The sequence below is a fragment of the Micromonospora sp. HK10 genome (assembly GCF_000982955.1).
Lineage (GTDB): Bacteria > Actinomycetota > Actinomycetes > Mycobacteriales > Micromonosporaceae > Micromonospora.
In genome coordinates, this window is sequence record NZ_KQ058845.1 from 57,609 (window position 1) to 84,275 (window position 26,667).

26 protein-coding genes are annotated in these 26,667 nt (G+C 73.7%); 16 read left to right on the forward strand and 10 right to left on the reverse strand.

Going from position 1 to position 26,667, the window contains the following annotated elements:
• Window positions 1-205: 205 nt before the first annotated feature.
• Entirely contained in the window at window positions 206-895 is a 690-nt protein-coding gene (locus LQ51_RS20355) for a CGNR zinc finger domain-containing protein (RefSeq protein ID WP_082159549.1), read from the reverse strand.
• Window positions 896-975: 80 nt separating this feature from the next.
• Between LQ51_RS20355 and LQ51_RS20360 the strand changes: the two genes are divergently transcribed.
• Entirely contained in the window at window positions 976-2,142 is a 1,167-nt protein-coding gene (locus LQ51_RS20360; RefSeq protein WP_046568040.1) for an MFS transporter, read from the forward strand.
• 92 nt (window positions 2,143-2,234) lie between these two features.
• The gene (locus LQ51_RS20365) at window positions 2,235-3,152 is read left to right on the forward strand and encodes a methyltransferase domain-containing protein (RefSeq protein WP_231605809.1); all 918 of its coding nucleotides are present in this window, start codon (window positions 2,235-2,237) and stop codon (window positions 3,150-3,152) included.
• Here LQ51_RS20365 and LQ51_RS20370 read toward each other — a convergent pair whose 3' ends face one another.
• On the reverse strand, window positions 3,153-3,710 hold the full coding sequence (locus LQ51_RS20370; protein ID WP_046568042.1) for an AAA family ATPase: 558 nt from the start codon (window positions 3,708-3,710) through the stop codon (window positions 3,153-3,155).
• Between the two features lie 104 nt (window positions 3,711-3,814).
• On the opposite strand from LQ51_RS20370, the gene LQ51_RS20375 reads away from it, so the two are divergent.
• The 4 genes from LQ51_RS20375 to LQ51_RS20390 all read left to right on the forward strand — a co-directional run bounded on the left by LQ51_RS20375 (window position 3,815) and on the right by LQ51_RS20390 (window position 8,129).
• On the forward strand, window positions 3,815-5,011 hold the full coding sequence (locus LQ51_RS20375) for a cellulose binding domain-containing protein (RefSeq protein ID WP_046568044.1): 1,197 nt from the start codon (window positions 3,815-3,817) through the stop codon (window positions 5,009-5,011).
• Between the two features lie 22 nt (window positions 5,012-5,033).
• Window positions 5,034-6,170, forward strand: coding sequence for a glycoside hydrolase family 53 protein (locus LQ51_RS20380; RefSeq protein WP_082159550.1), 1,137 nt, complete (start codon window positions 5,034-5,036; stop codon window positions 6,168-6,170).
• Window positions 6,171-6,306: 136 nt separating this feature from the next.
• Window positions 6,307-7,101: an ArsR/SmtB family transcription factor gene (locus LQ51_RS20385; RefSeq protein ID WP_046568046.1), complete on the forward strand. Its 795-nt coding sequence runs from the start codon at window positions 6,307-6,309 to the stop codon at window positions 7,099-7,101.
• Window positions 7,098-8,129, forward strand: a complete 1,032-nt coding sequence (locus LQ51_RS20390; protein ID WP_046568049.1) for a HEAT repeat domain-containing protein — start codon at window positions 7,098-7,100, stop codon at window positions 8,127-8,129. Before LQ51_RS20385 ends, LQ51_RS20390 begins: the two co-directional genes overlap by 4 nt.
• A 38-nt stretch (window positions 8,130-8,167) precedes the next feature.
• On the opposite strand, the gene LQ51_RS20395 is transcribed toward LQ51_RS20390, so the two are convergent.
• The gene (locus LQ51_RS20395; RefSeq protein ID WP_046568051.1) at window positions 8,168-8,758 is read right to left on the reverse strand and encodes a DinB family protein; all 591 of its coding nucleotides are present in this window, start codon (window positions 8,756-8,758) and stop codon (window positions 8,168-8,170) included.
• A gap of 110 nt (window positions 8,759-8,868) precedes the next feature.
• On the opposite strand from LQ51_RS20395, the gene LQ51_RS20400 reads away from it, so the two are divergent.
• Together LQ51_RS20400 and LQ51_RS20405 are read left to right on the forward strand one after the other, a co-directional pair.
• On the forward strand, window positions 8,869-9,612 hold the full coding sequence (locus tag LQ51_RS20400; RefSeq protein WP_046568053.1) for an SAM-dependent methyltransferase: 744 nt from the start codon (window positions 8,869-8,871) through the stop codon (window positions 9,610-9,612).
• A 35-nt stretch (window positions 9,613-9,647) separates the two neighbouring features.
• A complete protein-coding gene (locus tag LQ51_RS20405; protein WP_046568055.1) occupies window positions 9,648-10,145 on the forward strand; it encodes a YcxB family protein in 498 nt (165 codons plus the stop codon).
• Between the two features lie 162 nt (window positions 10,146-10,307).
• On the opposite strand, the gene LQ51_RS20410 is transcribed toward LQ51_RS20405, so the two are convergent.
• On the reverse strand, window positions 10,308-11,024 hold the full coding sequence (locus LQ51_RS20410) for a TetR/AcrR family transcriptional regulator (protein WP_046568058.1): 717 nt from the start codon (window positions 11,022-11,024) through the stop codon (window positions 10,308-10,310).
• 115 nt (window positions 11,025-11,139) lie between these two features.
• Here LQ51_RS20410 and LQ51_RS20415 point away from each other — a divergent pair, with 115 nt between their 5' ends.
• The 3 genes from LQ51_RS20415 (at window position 11,140) to LQ51_RS20425 (ending at window position 13,823) form a co-directional block, all read left to right on the forward strand.
• Window positions 11,140-12,123, forward strand: coding sequence for an NAD(P)-dependent alcohol dehydrogenase (locus LQ51_RS20415; RefSeq protein ID WP_046568060.1), 984 nt, complete (start codon window positions 11,140-11,142; stop codon window positions 12,121-12,123).
• A 150-nt stretch (window positions 12,124-12,273) separates the two neighbouring features.
• Window positions 12,274-12,603 carry a YciI family protein gene (locus LQ51_RS20420; RefSeq protein ID WP_046568110.1) on the forward strand — a complete coding sequence of 110 codons (330 nt, stop codon included), beginning with the start codon at window positions 12,274-12,276 and terminating at the stop codon, window positions 12,601-12,603.
• Window positions 12,603-13,823, forward strand: coding sequence for an RNA polymerase sigma factor (locus tag LQ51_RS20425; RefSeq protein WP_046568063.1), 1,221 nt, complete (start codon window positions 12,603-12,605; stop codon window positions 13,821-13,823). The genes LQ51_RS20420 and LQ51_RS20425 overlap by 1 nt, the downstream gene beginning before the upstream one ends.
• Window positions 13,824-13,836: 13 nt before the next feature.
• On the opposite strand, the gene LQ51_RS20430 is transcribed toward LQ51_RS20425, so the two are convergent.
• The 3 genes from LQ51_RS20430 to LQ51_RS20440 all read right to left on the reverse strand — a co-directional run bounded on the left by LQ51_RS20430 (window position 13,837) and on the right by LQ51_RS20440 (window position 17,522).
• Window positions 13,837-14,091 (reverse strand): hypothetical protein, encoded by a 255-nt coding sequence (locus LQ51_RS20430; protein WP_046568065.1) that lies wholly within the window; start codon window positions 14,089-14,091, stop codon window positions 13,837-13,839.
• A gap of 46 nt (window positions 14,092-14,137) precedes the next feature.
• The gene (locus LQ51_RS20435) at window positions 14,138-16,888 is read right to left on the reverse strand and encodes a helix-turn-helix transcriptional regulator (RefSeq protein ID WP_046568066.1); all 2,751 of its coding nucleotides are present in this window, start codon (window positions 16,886-16,888) and stop codon (window positions 14,138-14,140) included.
• 85 nt (window positions 16,889-16,973) lie between these two features.
• Window positions 16,974-17,522, reverse strand: coding sequence for a hypothetical protein (locus tag LQ51_RS20440; protein ID WP_046568068.1), 549 nt, complete (start codon window positions 17,520-17,522; stop codon window positions 16,974-16,976).
• Window positions 17,523-17,724: 202 nt separating this feature from the next.
• Here LQ51_RS20440 and LQ51_RS20445 point away from each other — a divergent pair, with 202 nt between their 5' ends.
• Window positions 17,725-19,245 (forward strand): hypothetical protein, encoded by a 1,521-nt coding sequence (locus tag LQ51_RS20445; protein WP_231605810.1) that lies wholly within the window; start codon window positions 17,725-17,727, stop codon window positions 19,243-19,245.
• A gap of 73 nt (window positions 19,246-19,318) precedes the next feature.
• Window positions 19,319-19,837 (forward strand): hypothetical protein, encoded by a 519-nt coding sequence (locus LQ51_RS20450; protein ID WP_156313177.1) that lies wholly within the window; start codon window positions 19,319-19,321, stop codon window positions 19,835-19,837.
• A 12-nt stretch (window positions 19,838-19,849) separates the two neighbouring features.
• On the opposite strand, the gene LQ51_RS20455 is transcribed toward LQ51_RS20450, so the two are convergent.
• Both LQ51_RS20455 and LQ51_RS20460 read right to left on the reverse strand, forming a co-directional pair.
• Complete coding sequence (locus tag LQ51_RS20455; protein ID WP_046568071.1) at window positions 19,850-20,551, reverse strand: DNA alkylation repair protein; 702 nt, start codon at window positions 20,549-20,551, stop codon at window positions 19,850-19,852.
• Between the two features lie 59 nt (window positions 20,552-20,610).
• On the reverse strand, window positions 20,611-21,366 hold the full coding sequence (locus tag LQ51_RS20460; RefSeq protein WP_046568112.1) for a PIG-L deacetylase family protein: 756 nt from the start codon (window positions 21,364-21,366) through the stop codon (window positions 20,611-20,613).
• An 84-nt stretch (window positions 21,367-21,450) separates the two neighbouring features.
• Here LQ51_RS20460 and LQ51_RS20465 point away from each other — a divergent pair, with 84 nt between their 5' ends.
• From LQ51_RS20465 to LQ51_RS20475, 3 genes are all read left to right on the forward strand, one after another.
• Window positions 21,451-22,350 carry an alpha/beta hydrolase gene (locus LQ51_RS20465; protein ID WP_052745000.1) on the forward strand — a complete coding sequence of 300 codons (900 nt, stop codon included), beginning with the start codon at window positions 21,451-21,453 and terminating at the stop codon, window positions 22,348-22,350.
• A gap of 106 nt (window positions 22,351-22,456) precedes the next feature.
• A complete protein-coding gene (locus tag LQ51_RS20470) occupies window positions 22,457-23,071 on the forward strand; it encodes a dihydrofolate reductase family protein (RefSeq protein ID WP_046568073.1) in 615 nt (204 codons plus the stop codon).
• A 69-nt stretch (window positions 23,072-23,140) separates the two neighbouring features.
• Complete coding sequence (locus LQ51_RS20475) at window positions 23,141-23,959, forward strand: PIG-L family deacetylase (protein WP_046568075.1); 819 nt, start codon at window positions 23,141-23,143, stop codon at window positions 23,957-23,959.
• Window positions 23,960-24,019: 60 nt separating this feature from the next.
• Here the strand turns inward: LQ51_RS20475 and LQ51_RS20480 are convergent, their stop codons facing one another.
• Entirely contained in the window at window positions 24,020-25,405 is a 1,386-nt protein-coding gene (locus LQ51_RS20480) for an extracellular catalytic domain type 1 short-chain-length polyhydroxyalkanoate depolymerase (protein ID WP_046568077.1), read from the reverse strand.
• Window positions 25,406-26,667 lie beyond the last annotated feature (1,262 nt).

The following is a 26,667-nucleotide window of genomic DNA, read 5'->3' on the forward strand; positions in this document are numbered from 1 at the left end:
TCCTGGTGTGGTTGACGTGTCGCCCGAGCGGCTCCGGCGCGTCGCGCCGACGCCGGCACATGTTTCTGGTTGCCGCGTACGCGTCGCAGACAAGTGTTGGCGACCACATCTGGGAGTGTCAAGGAATCGACGAATCTCGTTCCTTCGGCGCTCCGGCCCGCCGGCCGCCACCGTGGGGGACATGCGTCCCGACCTGCTGGTGGCGCTACGTCGCGCCCGCCGGGGCAGCGCTCGAACCTGGCGGTGCGTCCGACGGCGGGCCGGGCGTCGGGTCGCCGGGCCGCTTCCGGGCGAGCCGGCTGCGCCGGGCGGCGATGTAGCGCCGCATCTTCTCGGCGGTTCCGCAGTCCTCCATGCTGCACCAGCGGCGGCTCCGGTTCTTGCTCTCGTCGTAGAAGACGAAACTGCACGCCTCGCAGCGCTTGATGCGTTCCATTGCGGCCGTGGTCAGCAGCCCGACCGCCGCGTGCACCACTGGCCGTAGCGGCCGGGCGAGCGAATGGTCGTCCCGCCAGGTCCAGGCGAATCCGCTGCCCTGGTCGAGTCGGGCGTGGGCGAGTGCGTCCGCTTCGTCGTCCCGCAGTCGGTCCAGGGCGGTCGATTCCGGCCTCCGGCGGGCGGCCAACGACTGGAAGATCCCGTCCAGGTAGTCGCGGGTGCCCAGGGCGCGCAGGAAGGTGGCGTCCGCGCCCGCTGCGTCGTCGCGGGCGCGTCGGCGCAGGGCGGTCGCGTCGGCGTCGGTGAGGTCGGAGGCGTACACGCCCCAGGCGATCAGCTCGGGATAGCCGGTGAGCACGTCGTCGTCCGGGGCGGCGCCGGGTGGACCGACCCGCGTGTTGACGAAGTCGAGGGCGAGGTTGCCGCCGACCAGGCGCATCCGGGTCACTGTTTCCATCAAAACTCACTTTACCAGTTGCGCGATCGTCGGTGCCCTGTTTCCATGAAAGCTCGTTTAGATGGAAACGGGGTTGGCGCATGAAACGCGCAATCGGTGCTCTGCTCGGCCTGGCCGGTGGGACGTTCCTGTACGGCACCGCTGAGGGCCTGCCCGTTGGCCTGCTCCTCCCGATGGCCGCTGACCTGGACGTCTCCCCATCCCAGATCGGCATGCTGGTCACCGCCTACGGCGCGGTCGTGATGATCGCCTCGGTTCCGTTGACCGTGCTGGCCCGGCGCATCACCCGCCGGAAGATCCTGTCCGCGCTGCTGGCGGGCTTCGTGGTCAGCAATGCGGCCACCGTGTTCGCCACCACGTTCGCGCAGGCGGTGGCGGCCCGGGTGGCCACCGGGCTGACCCACGCCCTGTTCTGGGCGGTGGTGGTGCCGGCCGCGGCCGAGCTGTTTCGGCCCGGCCTGCGCGGGCGGGTGGTCGCGGTGGTGTTCGCCGGCGGCAACGTCGCGCTGCTCGTCGGCGTACCCGTCGGCACCTGGCTGGGCGAGAAGGCCGGCTGGAGGGCGTCGTTCCTGGCGGTCGCCGGACTCGGCGCGGTGGTCCTGGCCGTGGTGGCCACCCTGCTGCCGTCGACGCCACCCGGCGAGGGACACGCCACCCGCGGCGCGACGCCCGACGCCCGACGGTTCTGGCTGCTCGTGGTGATCGCCATCCTGACGACGGCCGGCGCCATCGCCGCGTACACCTATGTCGCCCTGTTCGTCACCGAGGTCACCGGCTTGGCCACCGCGTCCGTCGGCGTCGTCCTGCTGGCGCGCGGCGTGGCGAGCGTGCTGGCCATGCTCGCGATAGCGGCGTTCGTCGACCGCAACCCGTGGCTGGCCCTCATCACGACCGTGGCGCTGCAGACCGTGGCGCTGCTCGTCCTGTACGTGTCCGGTCGGCAGCCGGTGGCGGCCGTCGGCATGATCGCCCTGTCCGGCATGGCGTTCGCCGCGTTCACCGCGGCGCTGGGCGGCCTGGTGCTACAGGTGGCCCCCGGTCGTTCCGACGTGGCGGCCGCGACCCTCTCGGCCGCGGTCAACGTCGGCATCACGGTAGGGGCCTTCGCCGGTGGTCTGGCGGTGACCGGGTTCGGCGTGGCGAGCACGGTGTTGGTGGGGGCGGTACTCGGGGGGATCGCCTTGGTGCTGGCCTGCGGCCGACGGGTCAGCCCGCGGCGGGAGCAGCGGGCGTTGTCCCTCGGGTGAGCATCAGGGCGTGGCCGGTCCCAGACCTGCTCCACCGTCACCGCATCCCATGTCGTACTGACACAGCCCCGGTAGGTCGGGAGGATGGCGGGATGAGTTCCTTCTCCGACCCCGGGTCCGAGCCGGGCACGGCCGCGGGCGGGCCCGCGCGGTCCGAGCCCTCGTCGCCGGGCGCCACCGGGTCTGCTCCGGACCACCGCTACCTGCTCGACAACGCGCGGGTGGAGGCGGGTGAGCGGTTCACCTGGCTGGCCGAGCTGTTCGACGGGGTCACCCGGGGGCACGTCGACCGGCTCGGCGTGCGGGCCGGCGGGCGCTGCTGGGAGGTGGGCGCCGGCGGCCCCAGCATCCCGGCGGCACTCGCCGCGGCGGTCGGACCGACCGGGTACGTGCTGGCCACGGACATCGATCCGACCTGGTTGGACCCGCACGGTGGGTACGAGGTGCGCCGGCACGACGTGGTCGCGGACCCGCCGCCGCAGCCGGGCACGTTCGACCTGGTGCACGCCCGGCTCGTGCTCGTCCACCTGCCGGACCGGGCCCGGGCGTTGGCCACGATGGTGGCGGCGCTGCGACCGGGCGGCTGGCTGCTGGTCGAGGACGCGGACACCGAGTTGCAGCCGCTGGCCTGCCTCGACGAGGTCGGCCCGGCCCAGCGGCGCGCCAACCGGCTGCGGGGCGCGGTCCGGGAGTTGCTGACCCGCCGCGGCGCCGACCTGCGCTTCGGCCGTACGCTGCCGCGGGCGTTGCGGGCGGCCGGGCTGGTCGACGTCGCGGCGGCCGGCTGCTTCCCGGTCGGCGGGGTCGCCTGCGACCGGCTGGAGGCGGCGACGGTACGGATGGTCCGCGCCGAGTTGCTCGCCGCCGGGCTGGCCGACGACGCCGAGATCGACGCGCACCTGGCTGCCGTCGATGCCGGCGAACTGGACCTCACCCTCGCGCCGCTGATCTCGGCATGGGGGCGCCGCCCGGGACCGCCGCCACCACGGTCCGGTGCCGGTGGGCGGTGATCAGCCGGTCCTCCGGCTCGCAGCGCAGCCGACCCGCTTCCGGATCGTGGCCGCGCGAACCGGAACCGGGGCCGCCGGCACGTCGAGGAGGTCGAAGCCGACGTCGCGGTAGGTCAGTTCATGAATCCGTTCGAAGGCGAGCGAGTCCGCGAAGCTGATCCGGCGGGCGGCGGTGGTCTGGATGAAGCCCAGGTGCCGTACGAAGAAGACGGTCCGCTCGTACCAACGCTCGGCCACCAGGCGTTCGATCTCGTCGAGCAGGTGGCGCGGTGCGGGCAGGTCGAGGTACCGGCACAGGGCCAACGTGCAGACCGGTGAACGGTCGAAGAACACCACCCCGTGGGGCTGCCCGGTCGCGTGCTGCCTGCTCCGCTGAAGGTCCAGCACCCGGTCGACGAAACCGGGTTCCTGCCATGGCTCCGGCCGGCCGAGCGCCTGCTGGAGTGCGATGACGTCCGTCGCGGCCTCCTCGACGACGGCGTAGCCGTCGATCTCCAGCTGGCGCAGGACGGCCGTCTTACCCGATCCGGGCGTGCCGGTGAGGATGTACGCGGGCATGGTCCCTCCAAGGACGTGACAGGCCGGTGACGCCTCGGGCCGACCGTCGACCCGAGTCGTGAGATGCGTTGGCGTTCATCGATGTGTGCGTGCATCGTCGAGGTATGACAGGCGTTTCCCCGTCCTCGCTGTTCCGCCGTCTGCGGCCGGGTCTGCCGGCCGCCGTCGTGCTCTCGACGGCGGTGCTCGGCACCGCGCTGGTCGCGGTGCCCGCGGCCGACGCCGGTGCGGCGGCGCCCGGCGGCCGTCCCGGGCTCGCCCCGGCGCCAGGTGCGGCCGTGGTCTCCGTCGCCGAGCCGAGCGGGACCGCGTCGCCGACGCCGGGCACGCCGGGCACGCCGACCACGCCGGGCACCTCGCCCTTCCCGCCGAGCGCGCCCACGAACCTGACCGCCAGCGAGGTACGGTCCACCGCGGTCACCCTGACCTGGACGGCCGCCACGCCCGGCTGTTGCGCCATCGCCGGCTACGACATCACGTACTACCAGGCGTTCGACGACGTCATCTACAGCGCCAGCGTCGGGGTCGTCACCACCACCACGATCACCGCCTACCTCCGGCCGGGCGGGCAGTACTCGTTCCGGGTGAGCGCCCGGGACAGCCTCGGACACCGCTCGGTCGCCACGGACACGCTGACCGTGGTCACCCCGGTGACGGACACCGGCCCGGACACCACGCCGCCGAGCGCCCCGCAGGCCCTGACCGTCGGCGAGGTGACCGCGTCGACCGGCACGCTGTCCTGGTCGCCGTCGACGGACAACGTCGGCGTGCTCGGGTACAACGTCTACCAGTTCGACGGCTGGTTCACCTCGCGGCTGATCGCCACCGTACCGGGTACGACGTACACGACCTCGCTGCCGGCGGAGACGCCGCTGCGCAACCTGTACTACGTACGGGCCCGGGACGCGGTGGGCAATGTGTCGATCGCGTCCAACACGGTCAGTCTGCCCACCACGTCCTCTCCGTCGCCCCCGCCGCCCTCGACCTGCCAGGTGACCTACCGGAACCAGTCCGAGTGGCAGGGCGGTTTCGTGGCAACGGTGACGGTCCGGAACACCGGGACGGCGCCGGTCGACGGCTGGATCGTCACCTTCGGCTATCCGGGTGACCAGCAGGTCACCTCGTCGTGGAACGCCACGGTGGGTCAGACCGGCGCCACCGTGACCGCCCGCAACGTCGACTGGAACCGCGTCCTCGCGCCGAACGGCTCGGCGACCTTCGGCGTCCAGGGGCGGTGGGGCGCCAGCGACGCGCCGCCGACCGCGTTCTCGGTGAACGGCGCGCCCTGTGCCGTGGGCTGAGCCTCGCCCGGGAAGGAATCTCGTGAGCACCCACTCGGCCACCTGCCGTCGCCCCCGGGCCCTGATCGGGGCGGTCACGGCCGTCGTCCTCGCCGCCTCCACCACGCTCGGCGGTACGCCCGGGCCTGCCGCCGCCGCGAACACCCTCAGCATGCGCGGCGCCGACGTCTCCTCGTTGCAGCGCAGCCTGGATCTGGGCGCGCGGTACTACGACGGCAACGGCATCGCCCGCGATCCACTGGACATCCTGAAATCCGTCGGCGTCAACTACGTCCGGCTGCGCGTCTGGAACAACCCGGTCAGCGGCTACAACAACAAGAGCAAGGTGCTGGTCCAGGCGAGCGCGGCCCGGGCGAAGGGCCTCAAGGTGCTCATCGACTTCCACTACTCGGACACCTGGGCCGACCCCGGCAAGCAGTACAAGCCGGCCGCCTGGGCCGGCCACAGCCTGAGCCAGCTGCGCACCGACGTCTACACCTTCACCTACGACGTCTGCGCGAGCCTGCGGGGGCAGGGCACCCCGCCGGACAGCGTGCAGATCGGCAACGAGATCAACGTCGGGATGCTGTGGAACGAGGGCAAGGTGGTCAACAACGACTTCGCCCCGCTGGCCAGCCTGCTGAAGCAGGGCTACAACGCGACCAAGGCGTGTGGCAGCGGCATCCCCGTCATGATCCACACTGCCGATGCCGACAGCAACGCCAACGCGCGGTGGTTCTACGACGGCATCCGCGCCCAGGGCGTGCAGTGGGACATCACGGCGCTGTCCTACTACTGCATGTGGCACGGCACCCTGTCGAACCTGTACAACAACATCGTCGACCTGCGCGGTCGCTACGGCAAGCCGGTGGTGATCGTGGAGACCGCGTACCCCTTCACCCGGAACAACGCCGACAGTGAGCCGAACGCCATCGGCGACGCGACCTGTGACGGCATCGGCGCGACCTGGTCCGGCCAGGCCCAGGAGTTCGACTGGGTGCAGAACACCGCCCGCAACGCGGGAGCCGTCGGGGTCTTCTACTGGGAGCCGACCTGGTATGCCGTCAGCGGCAACGGCTGGGACCCGGCCAATATCAACGGCACCGGGAACCAGTGGGACAACATGGCCGTCTTCGACTGGTTCGGCCGGGTGAATCCCGGCGTGCGCTGGACGCCCTGACCCCGCATTCCTACCACCGGTCGGGCTCCGGGCGCGGGGTGCGCCTTGACATGCAGCCTTCCGGCTGCCTAAGTTAACAGGCAGCCGGAAGGCTGCATGTTGAACGGTGGCGATGACCCCGGGCCCGAGGACGGACATGGACGAGGTGTTCAAGGCACTGGCCGATCCGACCCGGCGTGCGCTGCTCGACTCGCTCAACGCCCGCAACGGGCAGACGCTGCGCGACCTCTGCGCCGGGCTCGACCTGGCCCGGCAGTCCGTCAGCAAGCACCTCGCGGTGCTGGAGGAGGCGGGGCTCGTCGCGACCGTGCGACGCGGCCGGGAGAAGCTGCACTACCTCAACGCCGCGCCCGTGCAGGAGATCGCCCACCGGTGGATCAGCCGCTACGACCGGGCCAGGGTGCAAGCCCTGGCGGACCTGAAACACGCCCTGGAGGAGCCCCGGATGGACACGCCGACCTTCGTCTACACCACCTACATCCGCACCACGCCGCAGAAGCTCTGGCAGGCGCTGACCGAGCCCGCCTTCACCCGCCGGTACTGGGCCACGGAGTTCACCACCGACTGGTCCGTCGGCGCACCGATGACCTGGAACAACCACGGCGTGCTGATCAGCGACCCGGAGCAGGTCGTGCTGGAGTCCGAACCCTACCGTCGGCTCTCCTACGCCTGGCACGCCGTCACGCCCGAGCTGGCCAAGCGCTTCGGCTGGGACGACGAGCTGCTCGCCCGGCTCTCCGGCGAGGCCCGCTCGAAGGTCACCTTCACCATCGAGGAGGCCGGCAGCCAGGTCGTGAAGCTCACCGTGCTGCACGACGGCTTCCCGCCCGGATCGAGCCTGGCCGAGATGGTCCAGCACGGCTGGCCGAACCTGGTGGCGAGCCTGAAGACCCTGCTGGAGACCGGCGAACCGCTGCCGGAGGAGGCGTGAGCCCCGCCGACCAGGGCGCGGCCCGTCCCGGCGGCGGAGAGCTGACCCAGGCGGCGCTGGCCGACCTGTTCCGGCACGCCGACGGCACGCTGGACGACGACCCGTGGCCGCTCGTACGGCAGGTCGCCGGCAGCGGTGACCACTCGGCGGAGGCGCCCGTGCGGGCCGCGCTGCGCCGCTACGCCCGCGAGCGCAACTGGTACGGCCGGGACCTGATGGCGCACGTCCTGGCCGGGCTGGCCGGGGCCGGCGGGTTTCCGCTGCTCCTGCGGGCCTACGCCGACGCGCTGCGCGGAGATCGCGACGACGACGGGGAGCGGCTGGGCCGCGCGTTGGGTATCGCGATGAGCGTGGACCGGGCCGGGTGCCGGGCGGTCATCCTCCCGCTGCTGGCAGGGGAGGACCCGGCGCTGCGCACGGCCGCGCTCTGGGCGTTGCGCGGCGTGTTCGAGCCGCCCGACCTGGAGACGCTCCGTGCGGCGCTGGCCGATCCCGATCCGGCGGTGCGGCGGGCGGCCCTGCACGCGCTGCCGCGGGTGGACCACGACCCGCTGGCGTACGAGCTGGTCGTCGCGGCCCTGCGCGACCCGGACGCCGAGGCCCGGCGCCACGCCGTGCTCCTGCTGGCCTGGTCCGCCCCGCCGGCGGTCGTGGATCACCTGATGCCGCTGGCCGCCGACCCCGTCTCGTACGTCCGTTCGGCGGTGGGCGAGGCGCTCGGCCGCCGCGCCGCGGGCTCCGATCGAATCCCGGCCGCCGCTGCCGCCCTGCGCGAGCTGCTCGCCGACGAGGCGCCGTCGGTGCGCGCCGGGGCGATCCGCGGCCTCGGCCTGCTGGGCGGGCCGCTCGACGCGCTGACGTCCCGAGTGGAGGATCCGGACTGGTGGATACGACAGACCCTCGCGGAGGTCCTCGCCGTCGCGCTGCGGCGATGGCCGCCCGCACGCCCGCTCCTGGTCCGGCTGGCCGACGACTCGAATCCGACGGTGCGGTACACCGCGACGAAAGCGCTGTCCACCCCGGCGTAGCACGGTCGGCGGAGGCGTTCCGGCGACCCGACGAGCGGCTATCCGAAGCTCTCCGCCAGCTTGGTGAGCCTGCTGACGTACGCCGGCCAGTCGTAGTCCGGCGGGATGTTGGTGTTTCCCCGGGCCAGGCCGACGGCGGCGTCGTGCTGCTCGCGCAGGATGTCGGCGTGACCGGCGTGCCGGGCGAGATCGCAGGTCACGTGGATGATGATCCGGTGCAGCGAGACGTCCTGGCCACCCGGTCGCCACCACGGCACCTGCCCCGGCGCGTCGAGCGGTAGCTGTTCGATCGTCTGATCCGCGAACGTCGCGACCCGGCGGTACAGGCCGATCAGCCCGTCCTTCGTCTCGTCGGCACGCGCGTACCAGTCGGCCTGCGGGTCGTCGTCGAACGCCGACATCGGGACCAGTTCCTCGGGCGACGGGAAGTCGCGCCCGAAGGTGGGCCCGAAGTAGCCGGCCTCGACGTTGAGGCAGTGCTTCAGGATGCCCAGCAGGTTGGTGCCGGTCGCGGTGCGGGGCATCCTGGCTTCGCGCTCGCTCAGCCCGTCGAGCTTCCAGATCAGGTCCTCGCGGACCCCCTGGAGGTAGTGGTGCAGGGCGGTCTTCGCGTCGCTCAGGTCAGCCATGCCCGCCAGTCTTCCCCATCCGCCGGGCCGCCGTGCGAGCGGGCGATCGCCGCCGGGCCGGCGGCGGCAACCCGGGTGCGGGGGAGCGGGCACTGGTGTTGACTTCGGCGGTGGATCGTCAACGGCTCAGCAGCATCGCGCACGCCCGGCACCCGATCGCGGCGCCGATCTTCGGCGTCAACGTCAACCGGCTCCTGCGGCGGGCGGACCGGCAACCGGCGGCGCGCATCCTGGACCTCGGCTGCGGAGCCGGGTCGTGGGCACTGCAGGCCCTCGCCCACTATCCGGACGGGCACGCCGACGGCGTGGACGTCAACCCGTACGCCCTCGAACGGGCCGCCGGGGCCGCGGCCGAGCGCGGCCTCGCCGATCGGCTCACCCTGCACGAGCGCGACGCCCGGACGTACGTGCCGGACGGCGACTACGACCTGGTGCTCTGTGTCGGGGCGACGCACGCCTTCGGCGGGTTCGGCGGGACGCTGGAGCTGGCCGGCCGGCACGTGAACGCCGACGGCATCCTCCTGGTCGGGGAGGGATTCTGGCAGGTACCGCCGACCCGCGAGGCGCTCGCCGCGCTGGACGCGAAGCCCGACGAGTTCACCGACCTGGCCGGCCTGGTCGACCTCGCCGAGCGGGCCGGCTGGACGCCGGTGTACGCCCACGTCAGCGACGCCGGCGAGTGGGACGACTACGAATGGTCGTGGATCGGGTCGGTCACGGAGTGGGCGCTGGACAATCCCGGCCATCCGGATGCGCCCGAGGCGCTCGCGGTCGCCCGGGAGCACCGGGATCAGTGGCTGCGCGGGTACCGCGACGTGCTGGGCTTCGTGACGCTGGTGCTACGCCGCGGCTGATGCCGCGCGAAGCCCGGGGGCACTATCGTTTCGGCGTGCACATCCGTTTCGACGTTCCGGCAGATCCCGCCTACCCGGGCCAGGTGGCCGCCGCGCTCAGCCGGGTCCGGCTGCGCAGGTTCGGCTACATCGGCGCGGTGCTGGCGGTGGTCGGGGTGATCGGTCTCGCCGTCTCGTCGGCGTCCACGTCCGGCGACCGGTTCTCGTCGCTCTGGCTGGCGATGCTCGTGGGTGGCCTGCTGTCGATGCTGTACTCGCCGTGGGTCCGGTGGCGGGCCCGGCGCCGCTCCGACCGCTACGCCGTCGAGGGCGGCTACGACATCAGCGACGACAACATCATGATGCGCAGCGGTTCGGAGTCCGGTGGCATCGCCTGGGACGGCGTCACGCGGGTGACCGAGACCGGGGACTTCTGGATCGTCTACGTCGGCCGGATGCCGGCGACGGTGATCCCGCGCCGCCTGATGTCCGCCGAGGACGACGAGACGTTACGGGCCTTCATGACCGGTCGCGGCCTGCTTTCGGCACGCTGAGGCCGCGACCGGCTCCGCGCGCCGCGCATTGAGCCCGCGACCGGCTCCGCGCGCCGCGCCTTGAGCGCGCGACCCGGGCCCGCGCGCCGAGCCCGTGACCCGGTCCCGCGCCGAGCCCGCGACCCGGTCCGGCGGGCCGCGCCCCATGGGGCCCGGCGCGGGTCACCGGGGTGGGTGGTGCGAGGTCCAGCCCTGCTGGTGCCGGCGTTCGATCCCGTCCAGCAGCAGGTCCAGCGCGAACTCGAACTCGAACTGGTCGTCGCAGCCGGCGCCGACGACGGAGGCTTCGTCGTGCGCGGCCGCCGTGGCGATCTCGGCGACGTGCGGGAACCGGGCCGCGAACTCCGGCGGCGGGGCGGTGGGCGGCTCCGACTCGACCGGACCGGACCGGCCGGCGCGCCGGGAGTCGTCGAAGAGTTCCTGGCTGAAGCCCAGGGCGCGGCTGCCCAGGGCGTGCATGACGTGGTGGGTGAGGTCGACCGACAGCCCGCCGGCCCGCAGCGCGCCGATCACCGAGTCGAGGTAGGCCAGGATGGCCGGGGTCGCCGTGGTCCGCGACTCGACCGCGAGCGCGGCCCAGGGGTGGCGGAGCAGCACCTGCCGCGCGGAGAGGATGCGCTGGCGGAGCGCGGGCTTCCAGTCGAGGCCGGGCACGGGCGGGTCGATCTCGCCGACCACCTCGTCGATCATGCCGGCGAGCAGTTCGTCCTTGTTGGCCACGTGCTTGTAGAGGGCCATCGGCACGACGCCGAGCGCCTGGGCGAGGTTGCGCATGCTGAGCGATTCGATGCCGGCCTCGTCGGCCAGCGCGACGGCGGCGCGGAAGATGCGGTCCCTGCTCAGCGGGGTGCGGCGCAGCGTGCCGGTCTGCTCGGCCATCTCGTTCCTCGTCTTCTCTGGCGGGCCGTTGAACCATAACGCCCTTGACAGGTGTACGGCGTACACCTACCGTGACGGGAGAGGGTGTACGCCGTATACCTCGAGGGAGGCAGGGATGAAGGCCATCGTTCAGGACCGGTACGGTCCGCCCGAGACGCTCGCGCTGGCGGACGTCGACCCGCCCGTGCCCGCCGCCGACGAGGTGCTCGTGCGGGTGGAGGCGGCCGCGCTCAACGCGTACGACTGGCACGTGATGCGCGGCGATCCGCTGCTCGCCCGGTTGGCCCTGGGCCGGTCGAGGCCGCGGGCGCGGATCCGGGGCCGCGACTTCGCCGGCCGGGTCCACGCCGTCGGCGCCCAGGTCCGGCACCTGCGCCCGGGCGACGCCGTCTTCGGCGATCTCGGCGACGCCAACGGCGCGTTCGCCGAGTACGTCTGCGTGACCGAGACGATGGTCGCGCCGAAACCGGCCAACCTGACCTCACCGCAGGCGGCCGCACTCCCGCTGGCCGGCAGCACCGCGCTGCTGGGACTGCGCGACGCCGGTCGGCTGTCCCCCGGCCAGCGGGTGCTCATCAACGGCGCCTCCGGCGGTGTCGGCACCCTGGCGGTCCAACTCGCCAAGGCGCTCGGTGCCACGGTCACCGGGGTGTGCAGCACCCGCAACGTCGATCTCGTCCGCTCGCTCGGCGCCGACCACGTGCTGGACTACCACCGCGCCGACTTCACCCGCCGCGACCGCCGGTACGACCTGGTTCTCGACCTGGTCGGCAACCACTCGCTGACCGCGCTGCGCCGGGCGCTCACGCCGGCCGGGACGCTCGTGCTCTGCGGCGGCGGCGTGTACCGCGGCGGCAGTCTCCTCGGCCCGGTCGCCCTCATCACCCGCGGCAGGTTGCTCGCCCCGTTCGTCCGCCACCGCATCGTGGCGCCGGCGACGGCACCCGCGCGGTCGTACCTCGACACGCTGCGCGGCTACGCCGAGGCCGGCCGGCTCACCCCGGTCATCGACCGCTCCTACCCGCTGGCCGAGGTGCCGGCGGCGCTCCGGTATCTCGAGCACGAACACGCGCGGGCGAAGGTGGTCATCACCGTCTGACCGCCGGCCCCGGGGCACCCCCGGCCGCGTCACCCGGCGTACGAGAATCGGCGGAGAAATGCGGGCCGGGCGCGTCGGATCGGAGCGGTGGCGTTCGTAGCAGGGGTGCCCGGCCGGGGAACGGCCGCCCGACGACAGGAGATGATCCCGATGGCGCAGTACCTGATGTCCGTTCTCGCCGACAGCACCGCCCTCGCCACCGAGGCCGAGCAGGCCGCGATCGACGTCTTCAACGACCGGCTGCGGTCCGGCGGGCACTGGGTCTTCGCCGGCGGCCTCGCCGCGCCCGGCACCGCCACTGTCGTCGACGGCCGGGACGGCGAGCCGGTGTTCACCGACGGGCCCTACCTGGAGTCGAAGGAGCACGTGGCCGGCTTCTGGATCATCGAGGCCCCGCACCTCGACGCGGCGCTCCGGCTCGCCGCGCTCGGGTCGAGGCACTGCAACCGCCGGGTCGAGCTGCGGCCGTTCCTGGGTTGATGACCGACATCGGCGAGGCGATCAGCCGGGTGCACCGCGAGGAGTGGGCCCGGGTGGTCGCGACCCTGGCCCGGCGGCTCGGTGACCTCGACATCGCCGAGGAGATGGCCGCTGAGGCGTTCGCCACCGCGGTCGAACGCTGGCCGGTCGACGGGGTCCCGCCGAACCTCGGCGCGTGGCTGACCACCACCGCCCACCGCAGGGCCATCGACCGCCTCCGCCGCGAGGTCAGGCGCGAGGAATGGCACCGGGAGGCGCTCATGCTGGCCGACACCCCCGAGCCGCTCGGCGCCATCGACGACGACCGGCTCCGGCTCATCTTCACCTGCTGCCACCCGGCACTCGCCATGCCGGCACGGATCGCGCTGACCCTGCGGATGGTCGGTGGGCTCACCGTGCCCGAGATCGCCCGCGCGTTCCTGGTCCACGAGACCGCCATGGGCCGGCGGATCACCCGCGCGAAGACGAAGATCAAGGCCGCCCGGATCCCGTACGGAGTGCCGTTCCGGGACGACCTCCCGGCCCGGGTGTCCGGGGTGCTCGCCGTGCTCTACCTGATCTTCAACGAGGGCTACCTGGCCTCCGACCCGGGCCAGGAGCCGGTGCGCCACGAGCTGACCGCCGAGGCGATCCGGCTGGCCCGGCTGGTGGTCGCCCTGCTGCCGGCCGACGGCGAGGCCGCCGGGCTGCTGGCGCTGATGCTGCTGACGGAGGCACGCCGGGCCGCGCGGGTGTCGCCGGACGGTGAGCTCGTCGCGCTGCGGGACCAGGACCGCGGCGCCTGGGACCGCGAGCTGATCGCCGAGGGCCACGCCCTGGTCCGCGCGCGGCTGGCCACCGGTCAGCCACCCGGCCGCTACCAGATCCTCGCCGCGATCAACGCCGTCCACACCGACGCCCCCGACGCCCGGGACACCGACTGGTCGCAGATCGTCGCGCTCTACGACCAGCTGCTGCGGCTCGACCCCACGCCGATCGTGCGCCTCAACCGGGCCGTCGCGGTCGCCGAACTCGACGGTCCGCAGCTCGGGCTGGCGGAGGTGGACGCGCTGCCGCTGGACGGCTACCACGCCTACCACGCGACCCGGGCCGAGCTGCTGCGCCGGCTGGGCCGCAGCGGGGAGTCGCGGGCGGCGTACGGGCGGGCCATCGACCTGGCCGGCAACTCCGCCGAGCGGGCCTACCTCACCCGTCGCCGCGACCAGCTGGCCGGCCCGTGACCGACCGCCCCGGTCACCGCCGGTCCGGCGGCGGGTGGATCCAGGTCGCCGGGGTCAACCGGTCCACCCGCCAGTCGGCCGCCGCGGCGGTGGCCGCCACCGCCTCCGCGTCGGGCCCCTCGACGAACGCGAGCACCACCTGGTCGGCCGGCAGATGGACCGCCGCGATCAGGCGGGTGTCCGCCGTCGGCGCGATCGGCACCGCGTCGGGCGCCGTGGCGTCGCCGGAGCGGTCGTAGCGTTCCAGGACGAACAGCCGACGAGTCATGCCGGAACGGTACGGCGCGCCGGCCGCCGAGGAATCCGGCGTTTCCCTAGCGATTGTCCGCCGACCGGCCGACCATCGCGGCGCCCAGTTCGGCCCGGCTGGCGATGCCCAGCTTCCGGTAGACGCGGGCCAGGTTCGCCTCCACCGTCTTCGGGCTGATGAACAGCTCGTCGGCGATGTGCCGGTTGGTCCGGCCCTGGGCGGCGAGCCGCGCCACCCGCTCCTCCGTCGCGGTCAACTCCAGCGGGGCCGGGGGACGACCGCCGATCCGGCCCTGCTCCGCGCGGGCCCGCTCCGCGAACGCCCGCGCGCCGAGCGCGTCGAACTCCGCCGCGGCGGCCCGCAGCGCGTCCTGCGCCGCCCGCTTGCGCCGGGCCCGCCGGTGCACCACGCCGGCGACGAGCAGGCAACGGGCGCGGTCCAGCGGCAGCACCCCGGCCGGCACACTCGCCCGCGCCGCGGCGAGTGCGTCGAGTGCGGCCAGCGGGTCGACCCCGCTCGCGCTGTCCAGCAACACCCGGCTGCGGGCCAGACCCAGCGTCGTCCACGGCCGGGGCAGCCGCTCGTGCCGCTCCGCGAGCCGGGCCAGCGCCGCGCGGGCCGTCGCCAGGTCACCGGCGCGCACGCACGCCTCGATCCAGTCCGGCTCGAAACGCTGCGCGAGCGGCTCGACCAGGCCCAGCTCGTCGACGTCCGCGGCGAGACTGCCGTACGCCCGGGCGGCCTCGTCCGGGCGGCCCGCGCAGAGCGCCACGAAGGCAGCCAGGTGCTGGTAGATCCGGCGGACCCAGCCGTCGCCGGTGTCCTCGGCGCGGCGCTGCCCCGCCTCGGCGGCCGCGCCGGCCTCGGCCAGCCTGCCCCGGTGCGCGTCGAGCAGCCCCGCCAGCCACCGCTCACCGTTGAGCCCGGTGCCGAGCTGCTCACCGAGATCCCGGGCCGCGGCGATGTGCCGCTCGGCGGCCGGCCAGCAGCCGGCCAGCAGTTCGGTCTCGCCGAGATGGCTGAGCAGCTCGTGCTGCAACGGCTGATCGCCGCGCGCCGTGGCCCGGCCGAGCATCCAGTGCAACCGCCGCCGGGCCCGGTCGGCGTCGTCGATGGACTTCCACCAGACCGCGGGTATCGTGCCGGCCAGCCAGGACGGCTCGTCGCCCTCCATCGCCAGGGCCCGGTCCATCAACTCGGTACGCGCCGGACGCCCGGCCCGCACCTCCTGGAAGAACAACTGCAGCAGCGCCGCGGCGGCCAACCCGCGGTCGTCCGCCCGATCGCCGAGCAGGGCGACGGCCGCCTCCGCGTGCCGGCGGGCGGGCCCCGGCGCGTCGCGGAACCCGGCCAGGTGGGCGTGGATCCGTCCGGCCAGCGGCGACTCCGGCGGCACCGCCGCCAGCGCCCGTTCGGCCGCCCCGACGGCCACCTCGCCCGGCTCGTCGGCGCTCCACGCCACGATCGCCCGCAACAGCAGCGACTCGGCGCGCAGCTCACCGGCGAACTCGTCGGCGATCGTCTCGGCCGCCGCGCCCGCCGCCGCGTAGTCGCCGCTGTCGTACCGGCAGCGCGCCGCGGACAGCCGCAGCCGGCCCCGGCCGGCCGGATCCTGGGCCGGTACCAGCGCCGCGGCCCGCTCGAAGAGCTGCGCGGCGACCTCCGGCGCGCCCCGGGCCTGCTGCCGCTCGGCGGCGCGGGCGATCACGCCGGCGACCGCGAGGTCCGGGCCCACCGTGCAGAGCGCGAGGTGCCGGGCCCGCTCATCCGGGTCGGCGACGACGTCGGCCAGTGCCCGGTGCAGCCGGCGGCGGATGCCCGGCGAACTGGCCGAGCGGACCGTCGACGCGTACACGGGATGGGTGAACTCGACCGCGACCGGCGTCACGACGAGCAGCCCGGCCTCCTCCGCCGGGTCGAACGCGGCCGGCCGCACCCCGGCGGCGGTGAGGTCGCGCAGGGTCGGGACGGCGAGCAGCGCCGCCAACCGCACCGCGTGCAGGGTCTCGGCGGGCAGTCCGGCCAGCACCTCGCCGAGCAGTTGCTGCATCGAGGTGGCCACCGGCAGGTCCTCGCCCGGCGACGGCGGCCGGGGCAGCCGCAGCACGGCCCGGGCCAGCTCGATCGCGAGCAGGGGATTGCCGCCCGCGTCCCGGGCTATCCGGGCCAGCAGCGGACGGCCCAGCGCGGCGCCGAGCCGGTTGCGCAGGATGTGGTGCAGCGCCCCCACCCCCAGCGGCTCCACGCCGATCCGGGTGAGCCGGCCACCGGCCGGGCCCTGACCCAGCCCGAGTGGTACGACCTCCGGCCCCGCCTCGGCCCGGCGGCAGGTGACCAGCGTGGCCAGCCGGGGCGTCACCCGGCGCAGCGCGAACCGCAGGGCCCGTTCGCTGGCCCGGTCCAGCCACGGCGCGTCGTCGACGGCGACCAGCACCGGCACCCCGCTGTCCACCGCCGCGTCCAGCAGCGAGCGGGTGGCGGCACCGATGACCCGCTCGTCGACCGGCTCGTCGCTGTCGGCGGAGAGCAGCACCATCTCGGCGGCACGGCGCTGCGGGCCGGGCAGCCCGGCCACCTGGGCGGCGAGGGGCCGGAGCACGTCGGCCAGCGCCGCGAACGGCAGGTCCAGCTCGGACTCGGTCGGCGCGCAGGCGAGGACCAGCCACCCCGCCCGCTCCGCCTGGGCCACCAGCGCCCGCCACAGGGTCGTCTTCCCGATGCCGGCGGGCCCGTCCAGCAGCACCACGCCGGTCTCGTCGAGACAGCGCCACGCCTGGTCGATCACCGCGTCGCGGCCGACGGTCTCGCCCAGCACGTGATCAATACTGGCACGGGCCCGGACGCCGAACCAGGACCGCTCCGGTGGGCCCGGACTGCCGATCCGGATGAATCCGGTGCGCTCAGAGCCGGCCGGCGACCGTACGGGCGACCGTCTCCAGTGGCTTGCGGTTCTCGGCCGGGTCGTTGAGGCGTACCAGCCGGACGGTCACCCAGCGGCCGGACTTGTTGACGAAGACCGCCTCGCCGGTGGCGTACGCCTCGTCGCCGACGCCCGACAGCGGCCGCAGCTCGTGCCCGAGGTCGCGTTCGATGTCGAGGTACTTCTTCGCCCCGTCGCCGACGTAGACCTCCACCTGCGCGGTCGGACCGGTGACCGGCCCGGAGTAGGTGCAGCTGTCCTGGACCGGCTTCGCGTCCTCCAGGGCGGTGCCGGCGAGCCGCTCGGCCTCCGCCTTGGACACCAGGGCACAGGCGTCGACGGCGGCGGCCGGGCTGGGGGCGGCCTCCTCGGTAGCGGCGGCGGGCGTGCCGGCGCCGGCCGGCTGCTCGGTGGCGGGGGGCGCGGATCGGGGTGCGCTCCCGGAGCCGTCGCAGCCGGCCCCGGCGAGCAGCGGGAGCGTGGCCAGGGCCAGCACGGCGAGCCGGCGGTACGGGCGGGTGTCGTTCATCGCTGCGGATCTCCCTATCGTCGGACCGGCCGTCGAACAGACCCGCCGACCGGCTCAGCGAGCGGCGCCAGGTGGTGCGTCGAACGGTAGGACCCGACGGGCCGGGAGGAATCGGGGGTTTCCCTCTCCATCGGCCGGGGCCGGCTCTGCATAGGGAATCACCCGATTCGGCGTCGGGGCCCCGCGCCTAGCGTCGGCAGGCATGAGCACCCCAGCGTCCCGACCCGAGCGCGACGGCCCCGCCGGCCGCGGCGTGCTCCGTCACCGGCTCGCCGGCGCGGCCGCACTGGTCTGTCTCGTCGCGCTGACCGCCGGGTGCGGGATGCTCGGCCCCGCCCGTTCCGGTCCCGCCGACGCGGCCGACCGGCGGTACGGGTACGCACCCAGGCCGGACCGCTCGGTGGTGTACCAGCCGGACGTGGTGCTCGTCTCCGGCGGTGGCGACGCGATCCGCTCGGTGAGCGCGGACGGGTTCACGTACCTGCTCGACGGTGACGCCGCCGGCGCGGGCGACCTCGCGCCCGGAAAGATCATGTTCGCCACGAGCGAGGCGCTCGGCCGGGTGGTGCGGGTCGAACGGGTCCGCGGCGATCTGGCGGTCACCCTGGCCCCCGTCGAGCTGACCGACGTGGTCCGTGACGGCCACTTCACCATCGACCAGGCGCTGGATCTCGAGGCGCAGGCCTTCGGTCCGCTGCCCGACCTGCTGGGGGAGGTCGCCGCCGAGGCGCCCGCCAGGCCGGTCCTGCCGGACCCCGAGGAGGCCACCGGGCTGGGCGTGAACGCCATCGGGGTGGGCGGTCTGCGGCTCGCCGTGCCGCCGCTCGCGCTCGGGCCGGCCCGCGCGCCGGGAGCGGGTGCGGCCGGTAGCGCCAAACGGAAGGTCGGCGCCTGGGACGTGACGGCCTACAAGGACCACACGAAGCTGGGGCTCAGCGCCGAGCACTCGACCGCCGCGGCCGGCCTGCGGGTCGACTTCGACATCCAGTTGCTGGTCCGCAACCTGCGCGTCCGCGGTGACGTGCGGGTGACCAACGGCGTCATCCCGCACCCCTCGTTCCGCATCGACGGGGTCGAGGGACTCGCCGTGACGATCGCCGCCGGCGCACAGGGTGGGCTCAGCGACAACAAGAAGGCGAAGATCGAGTTTCCGATCGAGGTGAAGCAGCCGATCATCATCGGCGGCTTCCCGGCGACCTTGAAACAGACCTTCAAGTTCCTCGTCGAGACGGCGTTCACGGCGAAGAACGGCAACATCTCCGCGACCGGCCAGTGGGGACTCGCCGGGCCGATCGGCTACGCCGGCTCGTCCGTGCTGACGCCCACCTTCTCCGTGCGGGAGAGCATCATGCAGTCCCTGCGCGGCGTGTCCATCGGCGTCGAGGCGATCGTCCTCGCGGTCGAGTTCCGCTTCGGGTTCCTGATCGGCCTGCCGGTGGCGGGGGCCGGGCCGTTCGTCGCGATCGTGGCGTCGGTGGGCCTGACCAACGGTTCGGCGGCCGGCCGGGTGGGACTGCCGCTGGCCGGACCGGCGGTGAAGTGCCGCGGGTCCACGCTCGTCGCCACCGTCCGCGCCGGGGAGGGCATCAGCATGTCCGAACCGTTGGCGAAGGCCATCGAGCACGTCCTGAAGGTCACCGTGCCGAAGGAAGCCGACTTCTTCAAGAAGGACATCGTGAACCGCACCGTCGTCGAACCGGACGTGCCCCTGTGCCGGGACTGACGGCGACCGAACCAGCCGGCCCGGCGCGGTCGTGACCGGGCCGGCAGGCGAACCGATCAGGAAGGGATGACCCATGGGGATGTTCCGGAAGCTGGCCCACGTGACACTCGTCGTCGGCACGCTCACCCTCGTCGTGGCCTGCGGCAGCGACGGCGGCGCGCCGCCGTCCGGCCGGGCGGACGCGCCGGGCGCCGGGAACGAGGCCGCCGACGACGTGGCCGAGGCCAAGGGCGACGAGTGCGGGCGCCTGCCCGCGAACGAGGTTACCGACGTGATCGGCCCGAACGACGGCGGGCAGCACGACTACGCGCTCGGCGGGTGCATCTGGACGGCGTCCTCCGGGCCCAAGGACGGCATCGTGGAGGCGGTCTCCGCGACCGTGTTGCCCAAGGATCAGTACGAGGCGGTGGCCGATGTCGGCAACCCGGTGAGCGGATCCGCCGACGATGCCACCTACAACGACACCCACGGTGAGCTGTGGTTCCCGTGCCGCAGCGGCGACTTCTGCGGGATCAAGGTGAGCATCAGCGATCCGGACAAGCGCAAGGACGCCGCGCTCCGCCTGGGCAAGGTCCTGCAGGGCAAGGTGTAGCGCCGGGGCCACCTACCCGCCGTGCCGGCGACGTACCATCTCGGCGATCCAGGCGGGCGCGTACGGGGAGGTGCAGCCCGGCGCGGTCGGGTAGTCCTTGAGCACCGCCAGCCGCTCGCCGATGGCGATCGCCCGCGCCCGGTGCTCGGGATGGTCGATGCCGATCTGCGCCAGACAGTGGTTCATCGCCCACTGCAGGCGCTCCGGCGCCTGCTTCAGCTCGGCCTCGATGACGTCGAGCAGACCCGCGAGATCGAGGCCCGCGGGCCTGCGCGCCACGCGCTCGGTGGTCAGTGCCCAGCCCGCACTGGCCACCACCGGATCCGCGTCCGCGGACCAGGCCAGGCGCAGCCGCTCGGCGTGCGGGCTCTTCTTCACCACGTAGTTGACCAGCCAGTCGTGCACCTTGGGGGTGCGCGCCTCGCGAAGCATCCCGTCCAACTCGTCCGGCTCGAACGCCTTCGGCCGGCAGACCAGAATCGCCAGCAGCCGCGCCGCGCTGTCCCCGGTGTCCCACAGCCGGCGCGCCAGCTCCGGCTGCGTACCCAGCCGCTTGGCGAGCGCGCGCAGGCGGCCGAGGTTCACCCCGTGATCGTCACCGTGCCTGCCGTTCACCGCGCGGGTCTTCGGGTCCGCGAGCGCGGCGAGCTCGGCCAGCACCTCGGTCACCGACGTCCCGCTCGGTGCCGCCCCGGTGGGTGTCGTCCCCGTCACCGCGTTCTCCTGTCCCGCACGTCCGATCTGGCGCCGTCGAGGGCTCCCGCCAGCCCGGCTCACTGCCAGGGCGGTGGGCCCTCGAACCGGAGGGCGTGCACGTCGAAGAGGACGGCCTCGGTCACGCCCAGCGCCGGCCCGCCGAGCCGGGCCGCCCAGGTGAGGAACGGCCCCGGGTCGGGGCCCGCCACGCCCAGGCCCTTGGTGTACTCGGCGTGCGCGGCCAGCGAGGCGATGCCGCGCCGCAACGGCTCACCCGTGACGTCGACACCGTGCGTGGGGCGCTCGGCGCCGGCGAAGCAGACGTAACGCACCCCGTCCCAGGGCGACAGCCCCTCGTCCGCCAGCTCGGTGAAGATCCACCGGTTGCCGGCGTCGCGCGCCGCGTCCAACGCGGCCAGCCCCACCGCCCGGTGGTCGGCCTGGTTGGTCATGCCGCCCGCCATGCGGATGTCGAACGCGCCGGAGACGATGACGTCCGGCCGGTGCCGGCGGATCGCCCGGACGATGTCCCGCCGCAGGGCCGGCCCGTACTCCACGACGCCGTCGCGGTGCTCGAGGAACTCCACGACGTCCACGCCGACCTCCCGGGCGGCGGCGCGCTGCTCCCGCTCGCGCAACGGCCCGGCCTCGTCGGGGTGCACCGCGTCGATGCCCGCCTCGCCCCGCGTGGCCAGCAGGTAGCTGACCTGCTTGCCCTGCGCGGTCCAGCGGGCGATCGCCGAGGCCGTGCCGTACTCGATGTCGTCGGGGTGCGCGGCCACCGCGAGACAGCGGTCCCAGTCCTCCGGCAGTGCCGGCAGCAACTCCTCCACGCTGCCCACCGTAGCCGCCGGCGCGCCGATCCGGCACCGCCGTGTCGCCGACCCGTACCTCGTCCGGGCAGCGATACTGGGCGGATGGACCCCAGCCGGCTGCACCCGCAGGCACGGACCGCGATGCGGGTCCAGCAGCGGGTCCCGCTCACCCGGGCGACGCTGCCGGCGGCGCGGCTGAGCATGGTCCGGGCCACGCCCGACGAGGTGGGCAGCGGGCCGGCGATCCGCTCGGTGGTGAGCGTCGACGCGGGCGGCGTGCCCGCCCGCCTCTACCGCGACGCCGGCGACGACCCGCTGCCGGTGGTCCTGCACGCCCACGGCGGCGGCTGGGTGATGGGCGGGGTCGAGACCCACGACGGGTGGTGCCGGCACCTCGCGGCCGCGTCCGGCTGGGCCGTGCTCTCCGTCGACTACCGGCTCGCCCCCGAGCATCCGTACCCGGCCGCGGTCAACGACATGGCGGGCGCGCTCGGCTGGCTGCGCGGGCCCGGGGCGGTGGCGTACGGCCTCGACCCGGGCCGGATCGTGGTGGCCGGTGACTCGGTGGGCGGGCACCTGGCGGCGGTGACCGCCCGGCGGGCCCGGGACGCGGGAATCCGCCTGGCCGGCCAACTGCTCAGCTGCCCGGTCATCGACCCCGCTGCGGACTATCCGCCGCTGGACGAGTACGGCCTGGACCGGGAGGAGATGCGGTTCTTCTGGGACGCGTACGCGCCCGCCGGGGTGGACCGCACCCACCCGGACCTGGACCCGCTGCGCGCGGACCTCACCGACCTGCCCCCGGCCGTGGTCGTCACGGCCGAGCTCGACCTGCTCGCCGCCGAGGGGGAACGGTACGCCGCCGCGCTGCTGGCGGCCGGCGTGCCGGTCACCGCCACCCGCTACCAGGGGCTGATCCACAACTTCCCGCGCAAGCTCGCCCTTTTCGACGCCGCCCACCTCGCCCTGGCCCAGCTGGCCGCCGCGCTGCGCCGGTGGTGACCGCCGGGCGGGGGTCCGCGTCGAAACGGGCCGGTGGCCGGCCGATGAGTTTGGCAGGCTGCGCGGGTCTACCCGTCAACCGAACGCGAACGGAAAGGAACCTCCGATGGCAAAGGTCATCTCCACGCTGTTCATCTCCGCCGACGGTGTCGCCGAGATCGACCCGGACTGGCACTTCCCGTACTTCGACGAGAACATGGGCCGGGCCGTCACCGAGGACTACGACACCGCCGACGTGCTGCTCATCGGCCGGGTGACGTACGACAGTTTCGCCGGGGCCTGGCCGGAGCGGGAGGCCGCGGGCGGGGAGGACGCCGGCTTCGCCAAGCAGCTCGGCGACATGCGCAAGGTGGTCGTCTCGCGGCAGCCGCTGACCTTCACCTGGCGCAACTCGGAGCTGGTCGACGGCGATCTCGTCGAGGCCGTCCGCGCGCTCAAGGCCGACGCCGGCAGCAAGGGCATCCTCATCCCCGGGTCCATCTCCGTGGTGCAGCAGCTGCTCGCCGCCGGGCTGGTCGACGAGCTGCGCCTGCTGGTGCACCCGGTCGCGGCACGCAAGGGGCGCAAGCTGTTCGACGACGGCGACACGCCGTACCACCTGCGGGTGACGGCGACCGAGGTGTTCCCGACCGGCGTGCTCCGGGTGATCTACGCGCCGGCCGAGGCGCCGGGGAAGGTCGGTTACGCCGACGTCCGGGACCAGGTGCCGGCGGGCAACTGAACGGTCCCCGCCGGTACGTCGCGGTCCGGGTCGGCCGTCGGGGTGTGGCGGTCCGCCTAGGGTGGTGGGATGGCTGAACGACCATTGACCCTGATGGCGGTGCACGCGCACCCCGACGACGAGGCAACGAGCACCGGCGGGATCCTCGCCCGTTACGCGGCGGAGGGCGTGACGACGGTCCTGGTGACCTGCACGGACGGTCGGTGCGGCGACGGGCCCGGCGGGACCAAGCCGGGTGAGCCCGGACACGACCCGGGCGCGGTGGTGGCGATGCGCCAGGCCGAGCTGGCCGCCAGTTGCGCGGCGTTGAAGGTCACCCACCTGGAGACGCTCGGCTATGCCGACTCCGGGATGATGGGGTGGTCCGCCAACGACGCCCCCGGCGCCTTCTGGACCACCCCGGTGGCGGCGGCGGCCGACCGGCTGGCCGAGCTGATCCGGCGTTACCGGCCCGACGTGGTGGTGACCTACGACGAGAACGGCTTCTACGGCCACCCGGACCACATCCAGGCCCACCGGGTCACGATGGCCGCCGTCGAGCAGACGGGCATCCCCGCGAAGGTGTACTGGACCACCGTGCCGCGTAGCGCGTTCCAGCAGTTCGGGCGGGTCATGAAGGAGATCGGCGTCGAGTTCCCCGAGCCGGACGGGCAGCCGGAGCTGGGCCTGCCGGACGACGAGATCACCACCTGGGTGGACACCAGCGCGTACGGCGGGCAGAAGTTCGAGTCGCTGGCCGCCCACGCCAGCCAGGCCGAGAACATCTTCTTCCTGCAACTGGGCGAGGAGCGGTTCACCGAGCTGATGGGCATGGAGACCTTCGTCCGGGTCCGGGACACCACCGGTGCGCCGACGCCCGAGGACGACCTGTTCGCCGGGCTGCGCTGACCGGTACCCGCCGGCGCGCCGGGGATGCCCACGGCTGGGCATCCCCGGCGCGGCCGGGTGTCAGGCGGTCGTGCAGGGCGCGCCGTTGAGAGTGAACGAGGTCGGCGCGGCCGGGTTGCCGGTGTGCGTGGCCTGGAAGCCGATGGTGACGGATCCGTTGGCCGGGATGGTGGGGTTGTAGGCGACGTTCCGGGCCGTCACCTGGCCGGAGGCCGGGGAGTAGGTGGCGTTCCAGCCCGAGGTGATGGTCTGTCCTCCGGGCAGGGTGAAGCCGAGCGACCAGCCGTTGACGGTGCTCGTGCCGGTGTTGGTGACGGTGATGTTCTCGGTCAGGCCGTTGTTCCAGGCGTTGACGGCCACGGCCACCCGGCAGGCCCCGCCCGGCGACGCCGTCGGGCTGGGGGAGAACGTCGGGCTCGGCGAGGTCGTCGGGCTGGGGGAGAACGTCGGGCTCGGCGAGGTCGTCGGGCTCGGGGAGAACGTCGGGCTCGTCGAGACGGTCGGGCTGGGCGGGGCGGTCAGGCCGAAGAAGCCGATCGCGACGGCGGCCATGCCGCTGGACGGCAGGCTGTGCCCGGCGCCCTGGATGCTGTACGCCTCGACCTGGACGGTGCCGCCCGCGTCGGCGTACCGGCGGCGGTTCCAGTTGGTCTGCGGCGTGTCGGTGGAGGTCGGCGTCTGGCTGAGCCCGAACACGTTGGTCCACTGCTCGATGGTCTCCTGCAGCAGCTGGTACGGCACGAGCGTGTCACTGGTGCCGTGCCACAGCTGCACCCGCGGGCGGGGGCCGGTGTAGCCGGGGTAGGCCTGGCGGACCGCGTCGCCCCACTGCTGTGGCGTCCGGTTCATGTTGCCGCCGGTGCACTGGCTGGAACCGGGCGGGTAGTCCGCCGCGTTGGCGAAGCAGTTGAAGGGCACGCCCATGAAGGCGGCCCCGGCCTTGAACACGTCGGGGTAGAGGGCCAGCATGTGGTTGGTCATCATGCCGCCGGACGAGCTGCCGGTGGCGTAGACCCGGTCGGGGTCGGCGCTGTACCGCTGCTGCACGTACCGGATCATGGAGATGATCGACACCGGGTCGCTGCCGCCGCCGCGCCGCTTGGCGGCGTCCGACCAGGTGTCGAAGCAGTTGCCGAAGCCGGCCTGCTGGGTCGCGGTCGGGTAGATCACGATGAAGCCGTACCGGTCGGCGAGGCTGGCGAACTCGCTGCCGGAGTAGAAGCCGGGGCCAGATCCGCCGCAGCCGTGCATGGCCACCACGGTCGCCGGTCGGGCCGGGCGGGAGTCGGGAACGTAGACGTGCATGCGCATCCCGCCGGGGTTGTCGCCGAAGCTGGTCACCTCGACCAGCGACGCCGCGTACGCCGGACGCAGGGTGGGTAGCACCAGGCCGGCGGCCGCCAACGACGCGGCCAGCACGAGCAGCAGTCTTCTTCTGATAGTCACGGGGACGACTCCTTCTATCACCTGTACAGGCGGAGGTCGGGCACGCGCGGTGCGGTCGCGGGAACGCCCGGTTCCCCGCGGTGATCGCGCCCTGCCCGCGTTCGGGGTGGCTCGCCCTGCCCGGCTCCGGATGGCGACGTATGGCAAATAGTGTTCCTCCCGGCCCACAAAGTGTCAATCGATGTAACTCGATGCAGTCGACCCGTCGCTGCCACCGCCCGACCCGCCGGGCCCGGATCGCGCCATCCCGTGGTCATCGCCCGACCTGTGAGCCCGGATTGCGCCGTCCCGTGGTCATCGCCCGAGCGGTTGGCCCGGATTGCGCCGTCCCGTGGTCATCGCGCGAGCGGTTGGCCCGGATTGCGCCGCCCCGTGGTCATCGCGCGAGCGGTCGGCCCGGATTGCGCCGCCCCGTGGTCATCGCGCGCGAGCGGTTGGGGCGGTTTGCGCTATCCCGTGGTCAGTGCCCGAGCGGTTGGCCCGGATTGCGCCATCCCGTGGTCATCGCCCGACCCATAGGCCCGGTTTACGGCATACCGGGCCGCCACCCGATGTGTCAGCCCAGACTGCGGGCATACCGTGGCCGCCGCCCGACCTGTCAGCCCGGGCTGCGCCATGCGGTGGCCACCGCCCGAGCCGTCAGCCCGGACTGCGCCATGCCGTGGCCACCGCCCGAGCCGTCAGCCCGGACTGCGCTATCCCGTGGTCATTGCCCGAGCGGTCGGCGCGGATTGCGCCGTCCCGTGGTCACCGTCCGAGCCGTTGGGGCGGGTTGCGCGTCCCGTGGTCATCGCCCGAGCGGTCGGCCCAGATTGCGCCGTCCTGTGGCCACTGCCCGAGCGGTCGGCGCGGATTGAGCGGTCGGCCCAGATTGCGCCGTCCTGTGGTCATCGCCCGAGTGGTTGGCGCGGATCGCGCCGTCCTGCGGTCATAGCGCGCGAGCGGTCGGCGCGGATTGCGCTATCCCGTGGTCATCGCGCGAGCGGTTGGGGCGGATTGCGCTATCCCGTGGTCACCGCCCGAGCCGTCAGCCCGGACTGCGGGCATACCGTGGCCACCCACGACCCGTCAGCCCGCCGGCTTCCGGTCGGTGGAACGGGGCGGCGCCCCGGCGGGTGGGCCGCGGGCGCCGTGGCGGGCGCGATCACCTTCGGGGAGTGGTAGGCAAGGACGAGAGGGCCGCTCGGCGGGGCGCTTGGCGTCGGCGCGCACCTTGCGGTGGACCGCTTGGCGGCGGGGAGCACCTTGCGGTGGGCGGCTCG